This is a genomic window from Chryseobacterium sp. 6424 (genome assembly GCF_003692615.1).
Taxonomy (GTDB): domain Bacteria; phylum Bacteroidota; class Bacteroidia; order Flavobacteriales; family Weeksellaceae; genus Kaistella.
Genome location: NZ_CP023540.1, coordinates 1074077 through 1098204, shown reverse-complemented (window position 1 = coordinate 1098204; position 24128 = coordinate 1074077). Strand labels below are relative to the sequence as shown.

The 24128-nt window shown below is 42.6% G+C and carries 21 protein-coding genes and 1 other RNA gene; 10 read left to right on the top strand and 12 right to left on the bottom strand.

Features of this window, described 5'->3' with window-relative positions:
* Position 1: 1 nt before the first annotated feature.
* The 5 genes from CO230_RS05110 to CO230_RS05090 are packed head-to-tail and all read right to left on the bottom strand — an operon-like array spanning position 2 to position 5317.
* Complete coding sequence (locus tag CO230_RS05110) at positions 2-1255, bottom strand: pyridoxal phosphate-dependent aminotransferase (protein ID WP_122027606.1); 1254 nt, start codon at positions 1253-1255, stop codon at positions 2-4.
* A gap of 45 nt (positions 1256-1300) precedes the next feature.
* A complete protein-coding gene (locus CO230_RS05105; RefSeq protein WP_122027605.1) occupies positions 1301-3019 on the bottom strand; it encodes a phospho-sugar mutase in 1719 nt (572 codons plus the stop codon).
* Positions 3020-3053: 34 nt separating this feature from the next.
* Positions 3054-3755, bottom strand: coding sequence for a GIN domain-containing protein (locus CO230_RS05100; protein ID WP_122027604.1), 702 nt, complete (start codon positions 3753-3755; stop codon positions 3054-3056).
* 2 nt (positions 3756-3757) lie between these two features.
* Positions 3758-4708 (bottom strand): glycosyltransferase family 2 protein, encoded by a 951-nt coding sequence (locus CO230_RS05095; protein ID WP_122027603.1) that lies wholly within the window; start codon positions 4706-4708, stop codon positions 3758-3760.
* A gap of 30 nt (positions 4709-4738) precedes the next feature.
* Entirely contained in the window at positions 4739-5317 is a 579-nt protein-coding gene (locus CO230_RS05090; protein ID WP_122027602.1) for a DUF4199 domain-containing protein, read from the bottom strand.
* A 73-nt stretch (positions 5318-5390) separates the two neighbouring features.
* Between CO230_RS05090 and ffs the strand changes: the two genes are divergently transcribed.
* Positions 5391-5488: signal recognition particle sRNA small type (gene ffs / locus CO230_RS05085), an RNA gene on the top strand.
* An 8-nt stretch (positions 5489-5496) separates the two neighbouring features.
* Here ffs and CO230_RS05080 read toward each other — a convergent pair.
* From CO230_RS05080 to CO230_RS05060, 5 genes are all read right to left on the bottom strand, one after another.
* The gene (locus tag CO230_RS05080) at positions 5497-6177 is read right to left on the bottom strand and encodes a metal-dependent hydrolase (RefSeq protein ID WP_122027601.1); all 681 of its coding nucleotides are present in this window, start codon (positions 6175-6177) and stop codon (positions 5497-5499) included.
* A gap of 13 nt (positions 6178-6190) precedes the next feature.
* A complete protein-coding gene (menA, locus tag CO230_RS05075) occupies positions 6191-7120 on the bottom strand; it encodes a 1,4-dihydroxy-2-naphthoate octaprenyltransferase (protein ID WP_122027600.1) in 930 nt (309 codons plus the stop codon).
* 73 nt (positions 7121-7193) lie between these two features.
* A complete protein-coding gene (locus CO230_RS05070) occupies positions 7194-8030 on the bottom strand; it encodes a 1,4-dihydroxy-2-naphthoyl-CoA synthase (protein ID WP_122027599.1) in 837 nt (278 codons plus the stop codon).
* Positions 8031-8246: 216 nt separating this feature from the next.
* The gene (locus tag CO230_RS05065; RefSeq protein WP_122027598.1) at positions 8247-8477 is read right to left on the bottom strand and encodes a DUF2007 domain-containing protein; all 231 of its coding nucleotides are present in this window, start codon (positions 8475-8477) and stop codon (positions 8247-8249) included.
* A gap of 72 nt (positions 8478-8549) precedes the next feature.
* Positions 8550-9965 (bottom strand): APC family permease, encoded by a 1416-nt coding sequence (locus tag CO230_RS05060; RefSeq protein WP_122027597.1) that lies wholly within the window; start codon positions 9963-9965, stop codon positions 8550-8552.
* A 162-nt stretch (positions 9966-10127) separates the two neighbouring features.
* On the opposite strand from CO230_RS05060, the gene CO230_RS05055 reads away from it, so the two are divergent.
* Positions 10128-10628, top strand: a complete 501-nt coding sequence (locus CO230_RS05055) for a DUF4920 domain-containing protein (protein WP_122027596.1) — start codon at positions 10128-10130, stop codon at positions 10626-10628.
* Between the two features lie 44 nt (positions 10629-10672).
* Here the strand turns inward: CO230_RS05055 and CO230_RS05050 are convergent, their stop codons facing one another.
* Positions 10673-11779 (bottom strand): M14 family zinc carboxypeptidase, encoded by a 1107-nt coding sequence (locus tag CO230_RS05050; protein ID WP_122027595.1) that lies wholly within the window; start codon positions 11777-11779, stop codon positions 10673-10675.
* A gap of 353 nt (positions 11780-12132) precedes the next feature.
* Here CO230_RS05050 and CO230_RS05045 point away from each other — a divergent pair, with 353 nt between their 5' ends.
* Complete coding sequence (locus CO230_RS05045; RefSeq protein WP_122027594.1) at positions 12133-13227, top strand: TerC family protein; 1095 nt, start codon at positions 12133-12135, stop codon at positions 13225-13227.
* A gap of 117 nt (positions 13228-13344) precedes the next feature.
* A complete protein-coding gene (locus CO230_RS05040; RefSeq protein ID WP_122027593.1) occupies positions 13345-13854 on the top strand; it encodes a helix-turn-helix transcriptional regulator in 510 nt (169 codons plus the stop codon).
* Between the two features lie 124 nt (positions 13855-13978).
* On the opposite strand, the gene CO230_RS05035 is transcribed toward CO230_RS05040, so the two are convergent.
* On the bottom strand, positions 13979-14158 hold the full coding sequence (locus CO230_RS05035; RefSeq protein ID WP_122027592.1) for a DUF6496 domain-containing protein: 180 nt from the start codon (positions 14156-14158) through the stop codon (positions 13979-13981).
* A 146-nt stretch (positions 14159-14304) separates the two neighbouring features.
* Here CO230_RS05035 and CO230_RS05030 point away from each other — a divergent pair, with 146 nt between their 5' ends.
* The 6 genes from CO230_RS05030 to recG all read left to right on the top strand — a co-directional run bounded on the left by CO230_RS05030 (position 14305) and on the right by recG (position 24085).
* On the top strand, positions 14305-16431 hold the full coding sequence (locus CO230_RS05030) for a S9 family peptidase (protein ID WP_122028899.1): 2127 nt from the start codon (positions 14305-14307) through the stop codon (positions 16429-16431).
* A gap of 20 nt (positions 16432-16451) precedes the next feature.
* Positions 16452-18116 carry a peptide MFS transporter gene (locus CO230_RS05025; protein ID WP_122027591.1) on the top strand — a complete coding sequence of 555 codons (1665 nt, stop codon included), beginning with the start codon at positions 16452-16454 and terminating at the stop codon, positions 18114-18116.
* A gap of 126 nt (positions 18117-18242) precedes the next feature.
* Positions 18243-19748, top strand: a complete 1506-nt coding sequence (locus tag CO230_RS05020) for a peptide MFS transporter (RefSeq protein WP_122027590.1) — start codon at positions 18243-18245, stop codon at positions 19746-19748.
* A 78-nt stretch (positions 19749-19826) separates the two neighbouring features.
* Positions 19827-21338 (top strand): peptide MFS transporter, encoded by a 1512-nt coding sequence (locus tag CO230_RS05015; protein WP_122027589.1) that lies wholly within the window; start codon positions 19827-19829, stop codon positions 21336-21338.
* A 37-nt stretch (positions 21339-21375) separates the two neighbouring features.
* Complete coding sequence (locus CO230_RS05010; protein WP_122027588.1) at positions 21376-21909, top strand: thioredoxin family protein; 534 nt, start codon at positions 21376-21378, stop codon at positions 21907-21909.
* An 85-nt stretch (positions 21910-21994) separates the two neighbouring features.
* Positions 21995-24085, top strand: a complete 2091-nt coding sequence (gene recG, locus CO230_RS05005; protein ID WP_122027587.1) for an ATP-dependent DNA helicase RecG — start codon at positions 21995-21997, stop codon at positions 24083-24085.
* The last annotated feature ends 43 nt before the right edge of the window (positions 24086-24128 follow it).

Below are 24128 nucleotides of genomic sequence, written 5' to 3'. Positions count from 1 at the left end.
ATTATTTGAGGTTTAAAAGTGACTTTTCAAGGCGTGGTAACATTTCAGTAATCGCTTCCGCAGACAGACCGCCCACCGAAGCCCGGAACCAAGGCATGTTACGCGAATTACCAAAGGCGGAAAACGGTACCAATGCAACCCCTGCCTCTTCAATGAGGTAGAAGACCAAATCGGATGAATCCGCGATTACCTCACCGTTTGGTTTTATTTTACCTAAATAGTCCAGTTCGATGGTGAGGTACAGCGCACCCATCGGTTTGATGCTGTTGACAGTCATTCCGCGGGAGCTCATATCCTGAATACCAGTGTGCAGTACTTGCAGGCTGGCTGCGATTTTGTTTTTATAGTCCTCTACAAAAGCATCTACCTGTCTTGGATCATTAAGGAACTTTGCTACGGCAGACTGTTCCGGTTTTGGCGCCCAGGCACCGATGTGCCCTAACAATGACTTCATATGATCCATGATTTCTTTCGGACCGAAACTCCATCCCACGCGGATTCCTGTGGCGGCGAAGCATTTGGAAGTTCCGTCAATAAAGATGGTATATTTCTTCATCTCCTGAAACAGCGACACCGGATTGTAATGTTCTTCCCCAAACGTTAGCATCGCATAAATTTGGTCATACATCAAGTAAAGCGGTTTTTGACCTTCGGTACGGCGGCTATTCTCTTCGAGCACGAGTTCGCAGATTTCACTTAGCTGTTCCTTAGAAAACATGGTCCCTGTAGGATTCAATGGTGAGCAGAGCGCCAGCAATACAGCATCTGGCAGATGTGGTTTCAGTTCTTCAGCAGTAGGCAGAAAATTATTGGCCTGGCTGGTCTCTACTTCTATTTTCACCGCGTCGGTTAAGTAGGTGTAGTGATTGTTATTCCACGATGGGACTGGGTATATCACCTTGTCGCCTGCGTCAACAATAGTTTTGAAAGTAGCATAGATCAAAGGTCGCGAGCCACCGGCTACCAAAATCTCCTCGGATGAATAAGTAAGACCATACCGCTGCTGAAGATCAGCCGAAACTGCTTCACGAAGCGGCTTCAACCCGTTAGCCGGGGGATAGTTCGTAAGATTGTTATCGTACGCTTTCTGTATCTCTTCTTTTAAAATCTTCGGGATGGGATAGATATCAGCGTCTAAATCACCAATCGTAAGGTTCGCGATTTCCGCGCCCTGGGCTTTCATGTCGTTGACCTGGTTGCCAATTTTAATAATTTCGGAACCGATAAGGTGCTGGGCTAATTTTGATGCTTTCATACTAAAATATTTAAACCTCCGGAGCGGACTCCGAAGGTTTTTAGGTTAAAGTTTTAGGTCGGCCTTTACCTGACTGATTTTTTCTTCAAGTATCAAGAGTTTCTCACTGAACTCCTGTTCCGAGGTAATATTATCTTTTACCGAAACGTAGAATTTTATCTTCGGCTCTGTACCAGATGGCCGTACGCAAACTTTGGTGCCATCTTCGGTGTAATAGATCAAAACGTTGGATTTCGGGATCTCATCCATCACAGACTTTCGGTTTTCGGGTAGATGCAGGGAAGTCTGCTCTAGGAAGTCTTTCACTTCAGCGATTTTGGAGCCTGCGATGACCGCCGGTGGATTCTCGCGGAAGTTCTTCATCATCTGCTGAATTTCCTCTGCGCCGCTTCTGCCCTTCTTCACTACATTGATGAGGCCTTCATAATACATGCCGAGGTCTTTGTAGATCTCAATCATATATTGGTACATCGTCTTACCGTTGGCTTTACACCAGGCGGCAATTTCACATGCCAGAAGAATAGAGCCGCAAGAATCCTTATCTCGCACGAAATCCCCGGTCATAAAGCCGAAACTTTCTTCGCCTCCACACACGAATTTTTCAGTGCCCTCGTGCTCGCGGATCATTTTTCCGATCCATTTGAAGCCGGTGAGCCCAACTTTACAGTCAACACCGAATTTTTTAGCAATATCAAAGAAAATATCTGATGTTACGATGGTAGAGCCAATGAACTCTTTACCTGTAATTTTACCGGCTTTTTGCCACTGGTCGAGGATGTAATATGTTAAAATGGTGTTGGTTTGGTTACCGTTCAGCAACTGCATTTCGCCCTGTAGGTTTCTTACCGCAATACCTAATCGGTCACCATCGGGATCGGTACCGATGACGATGTCGCCGTTGGTAATCCTGGCCAGGTCAAGCGCCATTTCAAGTGCTGCAGGTTCTTCCGGATTCGGGGAAGCGACGGTCGGGAAATTACCGCTTGGGATCATTTGCTCGGTTACAAAATCAACTTTCGTAAAACCTGCCTTTTTCAATGCCTGCGGAATGGTTTTATAGGTAGTGCCGTGAATAGAGGTGAATACGATATTCAAATTATTATAACCTATCTTATCCTTCTGATACAGCGAATTTTCCATACAAGCATCAATGTACACCGCATCCTGTTCTTCGCCAATCCATTCAATTAAATTATCATTCCCTTCAAATTTAATGTCTTCAAACTTTACAGAATATACCTCGCGTATAATGGCATCATCATGTGGGGGTACAATCTGCGCCCCGTCATTCCAATATACTTTATAGCCGTTATACTCCGGTGGGTTGTGGGAAGCTGTGAGTACGATCCCAGCGTTACATTTTTTATCGCGAACGGTAAACGATAATTCGGGTGTCGGGCGGTGTTCCTTGAAAAGCAAAACTTTGATGCCATTGGCCGTAAGCACATCGGCACACATTTTACCGAATTCTTTTGAGTTGTTGCGGACGTCATAAGCGATTGCCACTTTTATTTCCTCGCCGGGGAACTGGGTATGTAGATAGTTCGCAAGACCTTGTGTGGCCTGGCCAAGGGTATATTTGTTAAGACGGTTGGTGCCCACGCCCATAATGCCGCGCATACCGCCGGTACCGAACTCCAGTTCGCGGTAAAAGGAATCTTCCAGATCTTCAGAGTTGGTTTTAATCCAATGTTCAATGGTCGTTCTGGTGTCCTGATCGAAGGTTTCGCTAAGCCAAAGCTGTGCTTTTTCTAAGGTTGTCATATCTGTAATGTTTAATAACTTTAATGAGTTGCTGTCACTGTAATTTTCTGTGCTGTACCTGCGCGGTTGGGTCGATTTTGAAGGCACGTATCGGATCGTTGTAATAAATCATCTTAGCGGTGTTCTTAACGGTTCCTTTCAATGAATCTCTTACGTTAACTTCTGCGTAATTACCGTTTTTTGAGTCGATGGTCAAATTGCCGAGCAACCAATAAGGTGAAAGAAGGCTGGCTGAATCTGCTATTTTCAGTACTGCATTTTCAGTGCTGCCCAAGAAATTCGCGAGGCTTTTATCACTCATATCCACTTCCGCGCGGCGCGACTTAACCGACCCAATAAATTTACTGTTATTTTTTAAATTCAGCCGAAAATTATCGGTATTTATTTCACTTGAAATATTAATTTCTACGGAGTCTGCTACAGAAACCTGCTGAAGATCATATTTAGAATACACGGTAACGTTATAAAAATCAGTTCCGCGAGTCTCACGCCGCTCCGCGATGCTTAACGTCTGATCTTTTACATTGATATTCAAATTATTGAGGATGTTCGGGTACGTTTCTACATTCACAAAGCTACTGTCGCTTTTCACATAAAAAAGCCGGAACTTCCCTTTCAGATCCAAATTGACAAAATCTTCCACACGGAAGTCTTTACTTTCAATTTCGCCTTCGGGTTTCATTTTACCACATGCCAGGAGTGTACATGCCAATAACACAGATAACAGCTGCTTCATCACTAAATCACTTCTTCAATATTATAATTTTTGTGGGTACGGTTACTGCGGATAATCATTTCTCCTAAAAAGCCGGCAATAAAGAGCAATGTTCCGAGGATCATCATCGTTAAAGCAATAAAAAACCAGGCATTATTGGTGAGCAGATGACCATAGATACCACGGGAAACATCTATCAGTTTTGAAAGTCCTAACCAAAATGCCGACAGAAACCCTATGATGAACATCAACGTCCCCACAGCACCGAAAAAATGCATCGGCCGGCCACCGAAACGGCTCACAAACCAAAGTGTAATGAGATCAAGGAAGCCGCGCACGAATCTTTCGGTCCCAAATTTTGACGTTCCATAAGGCCTTGCCTGATGCTGCACCTCTTTCTCGGTAATCTTCCTGAAACCTGCATTGGCAGCAAGGACCGGGATATAACGGTGCATATCGCCGTAAACATCAATAGATTTTACGACTTGCTTTTTATACGCCTTCAGCCCACAGTTAAAGTCGTGCAGATATACGCCGGAGACCTTACGCGCAGCGGCATTGAAGAGCTTGGATGGCAAATTTTTAGTCATCACGTTATCGAAACGTTTTTTCTTCCAGCCAGACACGATGTCGTAATCCTCCTCTTTTACCATTTTATAAAGTTCAGGAATTTCCTCAGGAAAATCTTGCAAATCCGCGTCCATAGTGATGATGACTTCGCCCTGCGCACGCTCGAAAGCGGCATGTAAAGCCTGCGATTTGCCGTAATTACGCGAGAATTTGATGCCATGAATCTGCGGATGCTGCACTTTCAGGTTTTCGATGATGCTCCAGGAAAGATCTATACTGCCGTCATCTACGAACCAAACTTCATAGCTGAGGTTGGCAAAACGGCACACCTGATCTATCCTGGAAAACAATTCCTCCAGCGAATCTTCTTCATTAAGCAGCGGTATGATGATCGATAAATTCATGAATATTTTAAAATTATATTAGTTAATGAGTTATACAGTAGGTTTATTACGGAAAAAACTGCCAAAAAACACCGAGAGGATCACATAGAAAACCAAAATCGCGGCAAAGTAATAGAAAAACTGGCGGAGGGTAAACATATCTTTCCCTTTGATCATTTCCGGGGAAAAACTTTGCAGCCTTTCCTGATATTTACGCTCCAGCTCAGCCTGTGCCTCTTTATCCGCAAGGCCGGTTTTGGCTTTTACATATTCCTTGTTAAGCTCGGTCTTCTGTCTTTCAATGTATTGATAATTAAGTAAATCCTTAGCGGCAGGATCTGCAAAATTCAGAAATAAAAACATCGCGAGCACCGAAAGCAGCCCACCGAAAAACATCGGTTTGAATGCCCGCCCGAACACCTCGCGAAAACCCATGGGAAAGCCTTTTTTCTTTTCTATATGCACCGAATAATACGCCCCTGCCAAATACACCGCAGGCAATAAAAATGCATTGATAAGCAAAGAATTGTTGAAATATTCGGTATTCATCCCGAAAAAATACATGGCAAAGAAAATTACCATCGTGGCTACAAACAGCAGAAAACCAACACCATATACACTTTTTACCATGCTAAATATTTTAATAACTATATTTTTTTTATTTGTAAATTTTGAAATTTAATTTAAAGCCCTATCTTTGCACCGGCAAGTCCTACACAACCAGCTCCTGTGAATCCTCCAGGGTGGGAACGCAGCAAAGGTAAACGGTTGTAGCGGTGTGATGTAGATCGCTTGCCATTTTTTTATGCCTAAAATTTAAAGGTTTCTCCCAACTTAGGTAATATCAACTCCACTCCTTTTTCTTCAAAATGCTTTTTTGCAGTTTCATGGTTAATCTCAATCGGTGCGAAGGTATCGAAATGGCAGCCAATCACTTTATTTGTTTTCAGTAATTCAGACGCCGCGAAACTTGCATTTTTAGCGCACATCGTGTAATGACCACCTACGGGAAGAATAGCCAAGTCTATCGCGCCATAAAGTTGTGGAAATATGGCCATATCTGCCATTACGCCTGTATCACCTGCAAAATAGATGTTTTTCTCAGGGAAACTGAACATATAACCACTGGGTTCACCGCCATAAGTTCCGTCGGGGAACGAACTGGTATGACTGGCAGAGACCATCGAAATTTCAAGGTCCTCTATTTTGGTGGAACCGCCTATATTTAGATCAACCGCATGCGGGTGACCGAAATATCCACAGATTTCTGGCTGACCAATAAGTTGTGCTTCCGGATAATGCTGCAGCACATCCGCAACATCCGCTGTGTGATCCCCGTGCGCGTGGGTAATCAAAACATAATCAATCTGTTGCGCAAGTATATCAAAGCCAGATTCGGCTTTGCCATGGTAGTAGAATGGGTCAGTAAGGATGTTTTTACCCTTGTAGGTAAGCAGAAAGCAGTTCTGCCCAAGATATTGTATTTTCATTTTTGATGTTTTTTTAAAAATAATTAAGTCCGAACGCTACCAGCAAACTCATCACCAATGTGAAGATCCCAACCTGTTTTAGATACGGATCCAGCTCACGAGGCTCGCGGGTTGTCATGATCTTTCTTCTGAGCGCAGTCATGGGAAAAACAAGGATGAAGAAAATAAAGGCATAGTAGTTACCCTGTTCGTGCAGGCCATTCATCATCATGAAAACAAGCATCAGGATCAGCGGAAGCTGTAGCAAAACGATTTCGTACACCATTGCGTAACGGAAACCCATCCGCAACGCGAGTGTTTTCTTCCCACTAAGCGCATCACTTTCAATATCGCGCATGTTGTTGAGATTCAGCACTGCCGCACTCATCATACCAATGGCTGTGGCTGGCAGAAGCATATCCCAATGAAATGTTTTGGTGAACAGAAAATAGCTTCCGCACACCGAAACCAGGCCAAAAAATGCAAAGACGAAAATATCGCCCAAGCCCATATATCCGTATGGCTTTTTACCAACCGTATAACCGATTGCCGCCAAAATACAGGCAATGCCAAGCCCCACAAAAATGTAAAACTCCTGCATCAGGCCTTCCTTGAAAAAGGCGAGATATAATAAGGTTACCGTAGCTATTAACGACAGAAGTGCAAACAAAACCATGGCATTTCGCATTTGCTTTGCTGTAATTTTGCCTGAAGCTACCGCACGCTGTTCTGCCTCATTTATCCTGAGTTTGTCGGTACCTTTAATTCCATCACCGTAATCATTCGCAAAATTAGACAACACCTGATACAGTAACGTTACAAGCAGTGCCAACGCAAAGATTCGCCAGTCCCAACTGCCGCCATCCTGCATGATTCTCCATCTTGCGATAAACGAACCCATGATAATCCCACTGATGGAAAGCGGTAATGTGCGCAAGCGTGCGGCTTTAATCCAATCTGTCATTGTTTTTGTAAAATGTACTTTGTACTTAGTATTTTATAGTTGATACATCGTACTTCATATAATAGTGCGATTTCTAAGAAATCCATTTGTTGTCCCCAAAGTTTGGCTTCCGTTTCTCCAGGAAGGCGTTTCGGCCTTCTTTGGCTTCATCGGTCATGTACGCCAGTCGTGTCGCTTCGCCCGCGAATACCTGCTGCCCTACCATACCGTCATCGGTGAGGTTCATGGCGAATTTCAGCATTCGGATAGACATCGGGGATTTCGCTAAGATTTCCTGCGCCCATTCGTATGCGGTATCTTCAAGCTCGGCATGTGGGATTACAGCGTTCACCATGCCCATATCCGCAGCTTCCTTCGCGGAGTAATTTCGGCCTAAAAAGAATATCTCGCGCGCTTTTTTCTGTCCGACCATCTTTGCCAAATAAGCAGAACCGTACCCACCATCGAAACTGGTGACATCGGCATCGGTTTGTTTAAAGATAGCATGTTCTTCGCTCGCCAAGGTAAGGTCACAGACCACGTGTAAGGAGTGTCCCCCGCCTACAGCCCAGCCATTTACAACCGCGATGACCACTTTCGGCATAAAACGGATCAGCCGCTGAACTTCCAGGATGTTCAAACGGTGTCTGCCATCTTCGCCCACATAGCCTTGTTCGCCACGTGCCTTTTGATCGCCACCGCTGCAGAAGGCATGGCCGCCATCTTTCGGACTCGGGCCCTCACCTGTAAGGAGTACTACGCCTACCGATGGATCTTCGGATACGTGATAAAAGGCATCATAAAGTTCAGAGGTTGTCTTCGGCCGGAATGCGTTGCGCACTTCGGGGCGGTTGAAAGCGATACGTGCCACAGCACCACATTTTTTATAAGTAATATCTTGGTATTCTTTTACAGTTTTCCACTCGGTCATAGCTTAAAAAATTTTGACCAAAGATAGGGATTTTATGAGGGGAGACAAAAGGAAAAAGGCGGGCTTTTTTTAGTTTTTTGAGGAATAGAATCTACACAAAATGCATTTTCCAGTTTGAAGCCAGGCTGATTTTATTAATAAAGGATGATAACACAACTGTACATTACTTCACGGAAATTACAGTGCAGCATGATGAGTTAAATAACATCAATTCGATTAGATGCCATCGTCTTCCTGTTCGAATGTTTCTTCTAAAACCGTTTGTGCGGCAAAAACATCATTCGCATTAACGACAAGAATATAATGCTGCGATACGGGGAATACGGCGACCTGGTTTACATATTCATTCCTGATATAGCTGGGGATCTCGCGGGAAGCCAATTTCGACTTTGCGAGTTCTATTTCATACAGATACACGGATTGCAGGATGGGGACGAGTTCAGACATTGTTGATTATTTCTGGCAATGAAGCTAAGGCCGTGCCGTAAATTGATAAAGATGTTCTGTTTAATATTGAATTTATTGCGTATCCGTTTTATTTTTGTTGATAAACCAATATACGGGCAAACCCAACAAAATAAGTAGGAATCCGGGCCATGTATATTGAGGTTTAAACCAAATGAGCAGTACACAGAAGGCTGTCCCGATGAAAAGATATACCAGTGGCGTTAGCGGATAAAGCCAGGCACGGTAAGGACGCTCTATGGCAGGTTTCTTGACCCTAAGATAGATCACCCCGAAGACAGTAATCATATAGAAAAGTACGATGACGAACGAAATCATATCAAGCAGGTCGCCGTACTGGCCACTCAATGCAAGCGCACATGCCCACAAACCCTGCATCCATAATGATTTTTCAGGCACATCGTGGCGGTTATTCTGTATGGCAGCTTTAAAGAAAAGTCCGTCTTTTGCCATCGTTTGAAAAACACGCGCGCCAGCTAATACCAAACCATTGATACAGCCAAACGTAGAGACCATGACTAAAACTGCCATCACGACGGTTCCCACGTTACCTAAGATAACCTCTGAGACGGCGACTGCAGGGCGGTTTTTGTCTGCAAATGCGATAGCATCACGCCCCAGCGTGTTTAAGTAAACCAAATTCACCAATAGATAAAGGATCATCACTACGGAAGTACCCAGCACCATAGCACGCACGATGTTCTTCTTTGGATCCTCAACCTCTCCCGACACAAACGTCACATTCTCCCAAGCTACAGAACTGAAAACAGCGCCTACCATAGCTGCCGCAATGCCACCCAGCAGCGTGATACCGCTGATAGGTGACCAACCTGTGGGCAGCAAATCGTTACCTACCTCTCGGCCAAAATCCTGAAAAGCATCCCAGCCGAAACCCATATTACCTACCCAATACGATTCTTTCACCAGTAAAAAACCAAACGCGATAATGCCCAACAATGCCAATACCTTAGAAGCGGTGAATATATTCTGCAGCAGTTTTCCGTTCTTTACGCCTTTGGTATTGATATAAGTAAGCAGCAGAATGATGACAATCGCCAGAATCTGTACCCACGTAATGCGGAAACTACCACTTTGGAATATGGGTGCCGAATCGTTAAGAGCAGGGATCAGATAAGCGGTAAACTTCCCGAATGCCATCGCCACCGCCGCAATTGTACCGGTTTGTATAACGGTGAACAGGCCCCAACCATAAAGGAAACCTGTCATCTTGCCAAAAATTTCTGTCAGGTAAGTGTATTGTCCGCCAGCTTTCGGGAACATGGCAGACAATTCACCATAAGAAATTGCAGCAGCCACTGTCATCACCGCTGTAATTACCCAAACCGCAATTAACCAATAGCCAGAGCCTAAGTTCCGCATCATATCGGAGCTTACGATAAAGATGCCACTACCAATCATAGATCCCATCACCAGCATTGTGGCATCCCACAGTTTGAGTTTTTTCTGCATAAATTATTTTTACTGTCACTGTAATTTTTTAGGAATCAAATATATTATTTTTATACAATGAATAACATTTTCAATTCAATTTTCTGCATATAGAACAGAAAATATGTATTACTTTTATGAACTATGTATGATAATTTTATATTTTTGTGAAAATTAATTTTTATGAAAAAGGCACTCTTTGTTTTTTCACTAATGTTTTCTTTAGTTGCTTTCGGGCAGGAAACCAAAAAAGTCGGACCACCAGAAGGAAATGCTGCCATCGGCGATACCTACGGAAATATCCTATCACCTCATGCGGACAAAACCGCGGTAACGCCAAAACGCCTTGGAAAATTGTTACAAAAAACCAAAAAAACAGAAAATGTGGCTGTAAAGGGAAAAGTAACTGATGTTTGCGATAAAAAAGGATGTTGGCTCACCATCGAAACTGAAAACGACGAAAAATTCTTCGTAAAGATGAAGGATTACGCCTTTTTCGTTCCTACAGCGCTGAAGGGTAAAAATGTCATCCTTGAAGGTAGCGCAGAAACCAAAGTCATCTCTGTAGATGAACAGAAACATTATGCTGAAGATGCCAAGAAAACCCAGGTAGAAATTGATGCGATCACCAGCCCAAAGGAAGAAATCCGTTTTGTGGCTAATGGGATTAAGATCGTAAAATAAATACCTATACCAGATACAGAGCTACGCAGAAGCGTAGCTTTTTTTTATTCTATCCTAAAGTCAACCGGTTCGTCGAGTTTCGGGAATTTTCTTGCGGAAATAAATTTCTTTCCGGTACAGTCGATTTCTTTCCAACCTTTTTTGTTACCTACATCGCCTACTTCCATCACAACAGGTACAAAAGATATTTCGTCTTCATTTTCCTGTATCATTTCACGGTATTGTACCGCAATATCCAAGATACACTCATATTCCAGACTCAATTTTACATTACGGTAAATAAGGTCGTAATGGGTTTCTTTATTTAATGGTATCTCCAGGTAGGCTTCCCAACCATCTGTACTACCTTTAAGTTCTGAAATGGCTTTTAGCGCTTCGAATAGGGCTTGGGTAAAATATTTTCGGGTATGTACTCGATAATAATCCTCCTGATAATACCCACCTTCAAAAAGGATAGTAGGCAAACCCATTTTACTGAAATTGTCGCCGGTAGAGGTGGGATAAAATTCATCAGAATACCTGGCAACCTGTTTCGGAAGGTCATCCTGCAACGATTTGTAAATCCTTGAGATTACGGCCATGCATTTCTTCCGAACTTCTGTGATCTCGCGCTCCACATTCACACTTGGCGCCAAAAAGGACAGCGTTGCCGGATACTCCCCATCGGTGGTGAAAATCGTACGCTGATCGTGGAGATTTAAGGCATAATCATAAGATCCCGAAGTCGCTGTTTCCTTCAGGATCGCAAATTCTTTACTTGAGACTTTCAAAAAATCCCTGTTCATATCAATATCCAGCGCGTTTCTGCGCGTCCATTTTGCGGATCCGTCCGGATTCAACATCCAGATGAAATCAAGTGTAAGCGTTTTAAACAATTCATTCTGCAATCCAGGATTTTCCTTCAATGAATGTAACAGATCTAGCATGGCCAATGTTCCGGTAGATTCATTACCGTGCATTTGCGACCAGGCCAATACTTTCAATTTACCATTGCCTAACCTCATCCTGTAAATAGGTTGTCCCAAAACTGAATGACCAATAACGGTAATCTGATCGCTGTAATTCTCTTCTAAGAATAAAAATAATTTTTCGGGACGAATATAGCGTGTAGCGAACGTTGGGTTTTTCGAATAAGGCAAAATTGATGGCATAGATGATAATTTACAGATTTCAAATATATAAAAATGAGAGCAGTTTACACTTGTTTACTTTTGTAAACTTATTAAACAAGACAATATGTCATCTTGTCTGTGGATAAAAATGTGGATTGCATTATTCGTAATTCAATTTTATAAATTATTGAATTTGAGTATTTTATAATTTTCATATAATATTTTACTTAAGATAGACTTTAAGTATTAAATGTTGTGGAAAACCTGAAATATTGAAAGTTTGGTTAAACCTGCAAGGATTGCAATATTATTTGATGATTGTTTGGCGTTACAGATGTAAACAAGCGTAAAAAACTTTAAAAAGTTTATATTTGTCGTTATTTAATTTTTATATGAACAACGAAACAATCTTTATGGGAGGCTTCTTGATATTTATTGCCTTCATCCTTGCCCTGGACTTAGGTCTGCTTAAGAAGAAATCCGATACCGTTTCTATGAAACAAGCCGGACTTATGAGTTTTTTCGTAGTCGCACTCTCCATGTGCTTCTATTTTGTACTCCTTACATACGGTCACCTACTCCACGGCATTGACAGTATGGAAAAACTCCAGAGCGTGATCACCTCGCATCATCATCCGGTGAAAGTAATCCCTAACGATCTGGAACTTAGCATACAACTGTATAATCAAAATCTGGGCCTTGAGTATCTTACCGGATACGTTGTAGAATATGCCTTGTCGGTTGACAACATCTTCGTCATGGTTTTGGTATTTACCGCCTTTGGTGTCGCGCCACGAAATTATCACCGCGTCCTGTTCTGGGGAATTTTAGGTGCGATCGTCATGCGTTTCATCTTTATATTTGTAGGTGCCGCACTGATAGAAAAATTCAGTTGGATCATGTATGTGTTCGGGGCGTTTCTGGTATTTACCGGGATAAAAATGTTCTTTGATAAGCAAGATGATGAGAAAATCGACCCTCAGAATCACCCTGTAGTAAAGTTCGCAAAACGGTTTTTTAAGGTACACGATCATTTCGTAGGTAATAAATTCTTTGTTACCATAGATGGTGTAAAGAAGATCACTCCCCTATTCCTCGTACTTTTGATCATTGAAGCTACCGATCTTATTTTCGCCGTAGATAGCATCCCAGCGATATTCTCGGTTACCAAGGACCCTTATATTGTATTCTTCTCAAATATCTTTGCGATTATCGGTTTGCGTTCGATGTTCTTCCTGCTGGCGGGTATTATTGATAAATTCCGTTTCCTAAAGATTGGTTTGGCTGTATTGCTCACCTTTATCGGACTCAAGATGTTATTACATTCTTACCTCCAAGTATGGGGTTTTACCACCAGCCACTCTTTGATTGTAATCGTCGGGATCCTTGGCGCCAGCATCTTGCTGTCACTATTATTTCCTGCAAAGAAGAAAGAACGTAAGCTGAAATTCGATCCTGAGAAAGACGAGCACGCACACCGTTCATAACAATAAACTACGGTAACTTATTATAAACCAGCGTCTACAACGCTGGTTTACTTTTGTAAAAACATTTGGTTTACATTTGTATTTACAAGTTTAAATTTATTTTTTACATTTGTAATTATGAATTTGAATGAACGAATTGCCGAAATCATCGCTTACTCTAAACTTACACCCTCAGAATTTGCTGATGAAATAGAAGTACAGCGATCTAACATCTCACATATCACTTCCGGAAGAAATAAACCTTCCCTAGACTTTCTTATCAAGATTAAGAACAGATTTCCAGAACTTACTTGGGACTGGGTAATTACTGGTGAAGGCGAAATGCTACAGAAGCCAGAGGAAAAAATTCCGGCAAAAACACAATCCGTTCCTGTCCCCGATTTATTTTCAATCATCACTGACGAAAATTTCGGTAAGACATCAGATGAACAATTAAGCGAAACTGTAAGCCCTCGAGAATCCGATATTCCTGCACAGCGTTCAGTTAAAGAAATTTTAAGCGATTCTCAGCGATTAGGAAATCAGGAATTAAAACCAGTTACACAAACAACTGAAAATCAATTACCTATCATTAAGAAAATCGTTTGGTTTTATGATAATGGTAAATTTGAAAGTTTTGAACCATAAAATTTTGCTTCTCACAAAAAAACTGTTTCTTTCTATTTATAAATATTCATACTAAATTTTATAGAGCCTTATTTAGGCACGTACTTAATAAAAAAACCGCTGGTCAATACCAACGGCTACAATCTTATTTCTTTCGGGGAGTTTTAAGTCCCTCCTGTTGGGCTTCTGAAATCCCAATCGCTACTGCCTGTTTTCGATCAGTAACTTTTTTTCCTGCAGAAGTCTTTAATTTACCTTCTTTGAACTCGTGCATCACTTCTCCGATTTTTTCGGAGGCTTTGTCGGAATATTTCTTGGCTGCCATATTTTAACAATTTTCGGTTTTTTATAGAAATGGGTTTTAAACACTGAAGGAATCATCAATTTTATGGCCAAAGCATGATGCTTTACATCACTTTCTGCCGCCGTTTTAATAAAATTATTATCTTTGGTCTTTATCAAATTTTATCCATGAAAAAAATCTTTTTAACCATCTCGGTAATGGCTTCTGTAGCGGCTTTTGCTCAGGAAATCACCCTCGACAAAATATATTCCGGATACTATCGCGGTAAAGGAATCAGCGGAATCGCCTCCCTTAAGAACGGACTGAATTATGCCGTGATCGAACCGGGCGGAATCGCGAAATATTCTTACAAAACTTCGCAAAAAGAGGGAAACATCGTAGATGGAAGGTATGAATCTTACCTGTTTAATGATGATGAATCAAAAATCTTGTTGCTGAAGGAAAGTGAACCTGTTTACAGACATTCTTTTTTTGGTAAATATGAGGTAAAAGACCTTAAAACCGGTAAAACGGTCAACCTGAACGAAGGTAGATTCGTGCAAGAACCTACTTTTTCACCAGACGGTACCAAAGTAGCCTTCGTGGCCGACAATAACCTCTATTATCAGGATATCGATACCGGAAAAATCGTTCAGATAACGATTGATGGTAAGAAAAACCACATCCTGAATGGCTTGGCCGATTGGGTGTATGAGGAAGAATTCGGGCACGCACGTTTATATGAATGGACTAAAAACTCTGATGCTATTGTCTTTGTAAAGTCTGATGAAACCGACGTTCCGGAGGTTTTAATACCTATTTACGGCAAAAAGCTCTATCCTTCGGAGATGCGTTTCAAATATCCGAAAGCCGGCGAAAAAAACTCAGTCGTATCCGCGCAGCTTTTCCGTTTGGATTCTGGCAAAACCATAGCGCTTAACCTTTCGGGCTTTAAGAATTATTACATCCCGAATGTCTATAAAACGGCCAAAGCAGATGAAATCATTTTAATCACTTCTGATAGAACACAAAATGCTTCAGACATACTGAAAGTAAATACCAAGACAGGCAACATCAGAAAACTCTTCACGGAAACTGATGAAAAATGGGTTGATACTGATAATGTTACCCTAGAATTTTTAGATGATAATTCATTCATCTGGGGCTCTGAACGTGATGGGAACAGACACCTTTATTTATATGATGAGAACGGAAAGCTGAAAAAGCAAATCACCAAAGGCAACTGGGAAGTCACCAATTATTACGGCTATAACCCGAAAACAAAGGAAGTGTACGTGCAAACCACCGAAAAAGGCAGCATCAACAAAGTAGTTTCCAAGATTAACATCAGCACCGGAAAATCTACCCTGCTTTCTAATGCAGAAGGGAATAACAATGCTAATTTCAGTGGAAATTTTAATTATTTCATCGAAACTTCTTCTACCGCCAACCGTCCGCACACGTATATCCTGAAAGATGGCAATGGCAAAACCGTAAAAGAATTACAGAACAATAACGAAATGTTGGCAAAACTTCAGGCAGATAACTGGGTAGCCAAGGAATATTTCACCATCCCGAATGAAGTGGGCGACCAAATGAACGCTTGGGTGATGAAGCCTAAAGATTTCGACCCTAATAAAAAATATCCTTTGTTTATGTTCCAATATTCTGGGCCGGGCTCACAAAGCGTATCCAATTCGTGGGATTCGGGCAACGCATTATGGTTCAATCATTTAGTACAGCAGGGATATATTGTGGCTTGCGTAGATGGACGCGGAACCGGCTATAAAGGAACTAAATTTAAGAAATCCACCTACATGAATCTCGGTAAATATGAAATCGAGGATCAGATCGCGGCAGCCAAATGGTTCGGAAACCAAAGCTATATTGACAAGTCCCGAATCGGTATTTTCGGCTGGAGTTTCGGTGGTTACATGGCGAGTTTGGCGCTGACAAAAGGTGCTGATGTCTTCAAAACAGGTATTGCCGTAGCACCGGTGACTAACTGGAGGTACTATGATACGGTGTACACCGAAAGATTCCTGAGAACCCCACAGGAAAACCCTAAAGGTTATGATGAAAACTCACCTACCGAATATGCTAATTTATTGAAAGGCAAATTCCTGCTGATCCATGGCACTGCAGATGACAACGTGCATTTCCAGAACTCAATGGAGTTTGCTGAAGCGTTGGTTCAGCAGAAAAAACAGTTCGAATTCATGGCGTATCCGGACAAAAACCACGGTATCTATGGTGGCCAAACCCGTCCGCAACTTTACCAGAAAATGACCGAATTTTTACTCGAAAACCTATAATATAACTTTAAAAATAAAAAATGGCGACAAGCAAAAGCAAGCATCCAAAAGGCTTACCCTATCTGTTTTTCACGGAAATGTGGGAGCGTTTTGGCTATTACCTCATCCTCGGAATTTTTGTTCTTTACATGATCGACCCGAAAGAAACGGGCGGACTGGCATTCAATGATAAAAATGCCGATGATATTTTCGGGACATTCATCGCACTTACTTACCTCACACCTTTTCTCGGCGGCTTCCTTGCAGACCGGGTTCTAGGTTATATGAAGGCCATCTATATCGGTGGCGCTCTTATGGGCCTGGGGTACATTGGCCTTGGGGTGTTCTCTGATATCCCAATGTTCTACGCCTCTATGGGGCTTATTATCTTAGGAAACGGATTCTTTAAGCCAAGCATTTCTACACTTTTGGGTAACTTGTACGAAGAAGAGCCTTACCGTGCCAATAAAGATGCTGGTTATAATATCTTTTATATGGGTATTAATATCGGTGCTTTTGTTTGTAATATCATTGCCGCGTTTATGCGTAATAAATTTGGCTGGGGCGAGGCATTTATCACCGCGGGTGTCGGGATGTTCCTAGGCTTGCTGATCTTCTCTCTTGGTAGAAAACATATCTTGAAAGCCAACGTTATAAAACCTTCACAGGAAGGCGATACCAAGATCTCAGATGTACTTGTCAAGGTATTTTTACCTGCGATTATAGCGGGTATTATCGGTTGGGTGATCCCGGGTAATATCTTCGGCAGCGATTCTACCGATGCGTTCATTTTCGCATGTTTACCGGTAGTATATTTCTACGTGATGCTTTATGTAAAAGCCAATTCCGAAGACAAGCGTCCTATCGGCGCATTGTTGGCCATCTTTGCGGTAAGTTTGATGTTCTGGGCTGTATTCAAGCAAAACGGGACGGCCTTAACCCGTTGGGCTAATTATTACACCGACCGTAGTGTACCGGCTGCTTTAGAAAAGCCTCTGGAAGCCATTTATCTAGTAGAAACAAAAGACTACACCACCCGAGAGGTAAATGTGTACGATAATCAGTATCAGGCACAGAAGGATGAAGCAGGCGCACCGGTAAAGGAACAGGGCAAAGACATCTATTTCCGAAATGACCTGCCGGAACATAAAGCTGAAATGGAGAAGAACCCCGAAGGAAAAGTCTTTCTCTATAATACCGAACTCTTCCAGTCTGTGAATCCTTTTTGGGTAATCGTATTGACGCCGGTGGTAGTGGGCTTCTTCATGTACCTGCGCCGCATTGGTAAAGAACCTACCACACCTAGCAAAATCGTACTTGGCTTGTTTATCTCTGCCCTTTCGTGCATTGTGATGGTAGGTGCCGTGTACGCAGGCGACAACGGAGCCGTCAAAGTATCAGCACTGTGGTTGGTAGCTGCCTATGGCGTGATTACGATTGGGGAGCTTTGTCTTTCACCGATGGGACTTTCATTAGTGTCAAAGCTTTCACCACCGAGGATTACAGCGCTGATGATGGGCGGATTCTTCCTCTCAACCTCGATTGGCAACAAACTTTCGGGCGTATTGGCCAGTTTCTGGTATGATTACGAAAACAAAGCCAATTTCTTCATCGTGAATTTCGGGTTGTTGTTATTGGCTACACTTCTCGGTCTTTCCATTCTTAAAAGATTAAATAAAATCATGAAAGAAAAAGGGGTGAACTAAATGCCTTTGAAATTGATAAAGTGCCGGTATTACCGGCACTTTTGTTTTAAAAATATAAATTTTCAGCCACCAAAAGGAAAAAAAACTATATTTGTCTCTTAACAATTATTAACAACAGAAAATATTATGGACACAGCAGTGCAAAAAGGGCACCCGAAAGGACTCTATCTTTTGTTTATGACCGAAATGTGGGAGCGTTTTTCCTACTACGGTATGCGAGCGATCTTCGTGCTTTACATGACAAAAATGCTTTTGATGGGCGATGCCGAAGCCTCGCAGATTTACGGAAGTTATACCGGTCTTGTTTATCTTACCCCTTTACTGGGTGGTTACCTGTCCGACCGTTTTCTAGGTAACCGCAGAAGTATTGAAATTGGTGGGATCTTAATGGCGTTGGGGCAGTTCATTATGTTTTTCAGTGCGTCTACCACCGGAGCTTCGGCCATTACGCTGATGTGGATCGGGCTTACCATGCTTATCATCGGTAACGGGTTCTTTAAACCGAATATTTCTACAATGGTAGGCCAATTATACCCACAGGGCGACCGCCGTGTAGACTCGGCCTTTACGATATTCTACATGGGGATTAATCTTGGGGCTTTCTTTGCGCCGCTCATCTGCGGAACATTAGCTGAAAAAGTAGATTTCAAATGGGGTTTCTTAGCCGCCGGAATTGGTATGCTGGTCGGATTAGTGACCTTTATCGTACAAAAAAACAAACTCTTGGTGGATGCAGACAGCAAGCCGGTAGGGATGCCTACAGCTAAATTTGGGATTGCACAATTCGGGATGGTCGTTGGCGCGATTGGTTTGATCTTCTTCTTCATGAATTTCAAGACCATGTTCCAAAGTGATCTTGATATCATCGGGTACCTTATCTATGGTGCCATGGTCGTGATGCCACTAATTGTACTGACGGATAAATCTTTAACAAAAGAAGAGCGCGACAGAATTATGGTGATCTTCATCCTTGCATTCTTCGTCATCTTTTTCTGGGGCGCGTTCGAGCAGGCTGGGGCTTCCCTTACCATCTTCGCAGACAGACAAACCGACAGAAATCTGTTCGGGTGGGAAATGCCTGCAAGTTACTTCCAATCTGTTAATCCACTGGCAATCATCTTATTGGCACCACTCTTCTCCTCACTTTGGTTAAAATTAGGAAACCGCGGGTTAGAGCCTTCTTCACCAAAGAAAATGGCGCTTGGTCTTGCTTTAGTTTCATTAGGATATGTAGTGATTGCGATTGCAGTTTACGGACTGGGAATGATGGATAAAGTATCCATGTTCTGGCTGATTGCCCTGTATGTCATCCACACCATGGGGGAACTTTGTCTTTCACCGATAGGACTTTCCATGGTTTCTAAACTTTCGCCGCTACGTTTCTCATCATTGCTGATGGGGACCTGGTTCCTTGCCAATGCCGCTGCGAATAAGTTTGCCGGTACGCTTTCTGCGCTGATCCCCGGAAGCGGAGAAGCGGGACAGGCCGCTGCTACTACCAGTTTCCTAGGTTTTGAAATCGCTAACCTGTTCGATTTCTTCCTCGTATTCATCGTGATGTGCGGTGCTGCGGCAGTAATTCTTTTCGTGATGAGCCGCTGGTTAGAGAAGAAGATGCATGGCGTTAATTAAGCCATCAAATAACTTTTAAAACTTTAAAACCACCGAATATCCGGTGGTTTTTTCTATTTTCGTTAAAAATTTCAATCAATGGATTTCACGCTCGAACAAATTCAGAACTTTAAAGGAAAATATCCCAAACAGATCTGGTCACTATTCTTTTCCGAAATGTGGGAACGATTCTGCTTCTACGGAATGCGCGGGATGCTGGTATTCTTTATGATTTCTGAATTGAGATTCGATGACGAAAAAGCCAATTTGCAATATGGCGCCACACAGGCTTTCGTGTATGCTTTTACCTTTGTGGGCGGACTTTTCGCTGATAAAATCCTTGGTTTCCGGAAATCACTCTTTTGGGGCGGTTTGCTAATGATTGCAGGAAGTTTGATCCTGGCCATGAATCCGCATGATTTCTTTTTCCTGGGAATTTCTTTTACAGTAGTTGGTACCGGTTTCTTTAAACCAAACATTTCCACAATGGTCGGTAAACTTTACCGTGGAGACGATTCTCGCCGTGATGCGGGTTTTTCACTGTTTTACGCGGGCATCAATCTTGGGGCGCTGCTTGGTGGTTATATCTGTATCGCCATCGGTAAAGGGGAAATGCTTTCTCAACTGATACCTGAAGATAAAAGATGGAACGTAGCTTTTGGCCTTGCGGCTATCGTAATGGTAATCAGCCTCATCAATTTTATATTTACACAGCGAAGTCTCGGCCCGATTGGTCTGATGCCCCAAAAAGTTTTGCCAAATGGCACCATCGTGCCGATGGAAAAATGGAAAGTGATGAGTGTTTATGTACTTTCTTTACTGTTCATCCCTATGATTATGCAAATGGTCTCGGTACCGCAATACACCGATTATTTCATGTGGACTGTCGGACCTTTGACTTTAATTTATCTTTTCTACGAAATGTCGAAAGTAAATTCTTCTGAAAGAAACAAACTTTGGGCAGCACTTGTATTCATCATATTCTCTATCCTTTTCTGGGGAATTTATGAACAGTCGGGTGGTTCATTAAGCATATTTGCCGCAAATAACCTCAATAAAGATCTTCTGGGCCTTGATCCAAATGGCGTGAACAACTCTGGCGGCGCATTTTTCATCATCTTCCTGGCTCCACTTGTCGGTTTATTATGGATTTGGCTTAGTAAAAGAAAACTGGAACCTAACACGCTGATCAAGTTCGGACTTGGCTTTATTTTCCTTGGATTAGGTTATTATGTGCTTTTCGCCACGCGGTTCTTTGCCGATTTGCAGGGTGTGACGTCATTAAATATATTCACGATCGCCTTATTGGTCATCACGTTTGGTGAGCTTTGCCTTTCCCCGATCGGTCTGTCCATCATGACGAAACTTTCTACCGAAAAACTGCAAGGAATGATGATGGGGATGTGGTTCTTGGCTTCTGCATATGGGCAGTATGTGGCAGGCATCATTGGGGCGAATATGGCAACTGCCAAAAGTGGCTCTTCAAATATGGATGCTTTGTTAGCGTACACCGAAGGTTATAAACAACTTGGTTTATATGCCGTAGTCGCGGGAGTTATTTTAATCTTAATCTCCCCTATGGTTAAAAAACTTATGCAGGAAGTGCGCTGATCTTTAACCTGTTGATATTATTGACATCCAACTACTAATGAAAAAAACAGTCTCTTTATTCATACTCTTATTATTTATTTCTGCCAGTGCCCAAGTGAAATGGATGACACTACAGGAAGCTATAACTGCCCAGGAGAAAAATCCTAAAAAAATCCTAATCGATTTTTATGCTGACTGGTGTGGCCCATGCAAAATAATGGAGAAAAACACCTATAATCATCCGGTGATCAGCCAATATCTGAATGAATATTATTACCCAGTAAAATTCAATGCAGAAGGTAAAGACAGTTTTACGCTTTTCGGACGCACATTTTCCAATCCTGCACACATAAACGGCAAACTCAGAAATCCTATGCACGAATTCACCAAATTCATGAACGTAAACGCCGTACCTACCATCGTATTTCTAGATGAACAAACCATGCCCATAACAATACTTCAGGGTGCACTTACCGCCAAAGAACTCGAGCCTTACATACCCTTCATCGCACAGGATCAGTACAGGAAAATTACCACCCGCGAGCAGTGGGAAAATTACCAGCGGAAATTCAAATCAAGTATCAAAGACTGATTAAGGCATAAAAAACGGCTCCCGACAAATTTTGGAAGTCGTTTTTATTTTACCGAAATTCGCAGATATTCTTTATCTAAAAAAATTGACAGTAGAAACTTCCATCGAATACATAAAAGGAATTGGTCCTGAGCGGGCCAAGCTCATCCGCAATGTACTGGGAATTTCTACGGTGGAAGATTTACTCACCTTCTACCCGCTGCGGTATATTGATAAAAGTAAAGTTTACGCCATTAAAGACCTCACGGCAGAGCCTGAAAACGAAATCCAACTGAAAGGAAAAGTCACCGAACTGCAGGAAATCGCATACGGTAACGCACAGAAACGTTTGACCGCCAAGTTCCGCGACCAATCCGGCAGTATGGAGCTTGTTTGGTTTCGTTATTCAAAGTGGATGAAAGAACAAATTCCGCTCAACCGCGAGATCTTTATCTTCGGAAAAGCCAATCTCTTCAATGGCTCTTTCTCCATGGCACATCCTGAGATAGAAACCGATGAAAAAAAAGCCATATCTGGCTCCCTGTTGCCCATCTACCCTGGTAGTGAAAAATTGGCCAAAAGAGGCATAACCAATAAGTTATTTCAATCTGTCATCGCTGAAATCCTGCGCAGTTTACCTGCAATAATCGACGAGAACCTGCCGGCTACGTTACTTAAGAAACTAAAGCTCATCGGCCGTTTGCAAGCATATTATCACATCCACTTCCCTGCAGATGTGCAGCACGCCGAACACGCTAACCGACGCCTGAAATTTGAAGAAGCATTTTTTTTTCAGTTAGGGTACGGACTTAAAAAACAACACCAAAAAACGTCGGTCCCGGGAAACCCATTCCCCATCATTGGCGAAAATTTTAAGCATTTCTACAATGATATCCTGCCTTTTGATCTTACGAACGCACAAAAACGCGTGTTAAAGGAAATCCGTACCGATATGAAAAAACCGGTACAGATGAACAGACTGCTACAGGGCGATGTAGGTTCTGGTAAGACCATGGTCGCGCTGCTCACGATGCTGATCGCTATGGATAACGGTTACCAAAGCTGTATGATGGCACCTACCGAAATTCTTGCGCAGCAGCATTATAATTCGGTACAGGAACTGGTAGCGGGTACCGGTGTAAATGTAAAGCTGCTTACTGGCTCTACGAAAGCATCAGACCGAAAAATCATTCATGAAGAACTTTTATCAGGCGAACTTCATATGCTAGTGGGCACCCATGCGGTGCTCGAAAATGTAGTGCAGTTTCGTAAATTAGGCCTGGCAGTCATTGATGAGCAACACCGTTTTGGCGTAGCGCAGCGCGCAAAACTATGGGCCAAAAATAAAATACCACCCCATATCCTGGTTATGACCGCCACACCAATCCCCCGCACGTTAGCTATGAGCTTTTACAGCGACCTGGAGGTGTCGGTGATTGATGAAATGCCGGTAGGCCGAAAACCGATCATCACCGCCCATCGCCGGGAAAAGGACCGTTTATCGGTCTTTAGGTTTGCAAAGGAAGAAATTGAAAAAGGCAGGCAGGTCTATTTCGTCTATCCGTTAATTGAAGAGTCCGAAACTTTGGATTATAAAAATTTAATGGAAAACTTCGGTCACATCAGCGATTTTTTTGAAGGTAAAAATGTGACCATGTTGCACGGGCGCATGAAACCCGCAGAAAAAGATGCCGCCATGCAGTATTTTGCTTCTGGTAAAGCAGAAATCATGGTGGCTACTACAGTGATTGAGGTTGGGGTGAACGTACCGAACGCTTCTGTAATGATTATTGAGAGCGCTGAAAGATTTGGCCTTTCACAACTCCACCAACTGCGTGGGCGGGTAGGCCGCGGTGCGGAACAAAGCTATTGTATCTTAATGACCTCGGATAAACTGAGTTCAGAAAGCCGTACCCGTATTAAAACCATGGTACAAACCAACGACGGCTTTAAAATATCTGAGGTGGACATGCAACTGCGTGGGCCCGGAGATATCCTCGGGACGCAGCAGAGCGGCGTAATCGACTTCAAAAAACTGGATCTGGTAGCAGACGGTAAAGTGATAAAAGTATCGAAACTGGCCGTAGATGAGCTGTTGGCAAGAGATCCTCACCTTCAGCAACCGGAAAATGCAGGTCTTAGGAAGTATTATGTTCAGTTCTATAAAGGCAAAAACAAATGGGCGCGTATCTCATGATTTTATGATTAATTTTTGCTTTCAAATATATTTTAAGTCATTC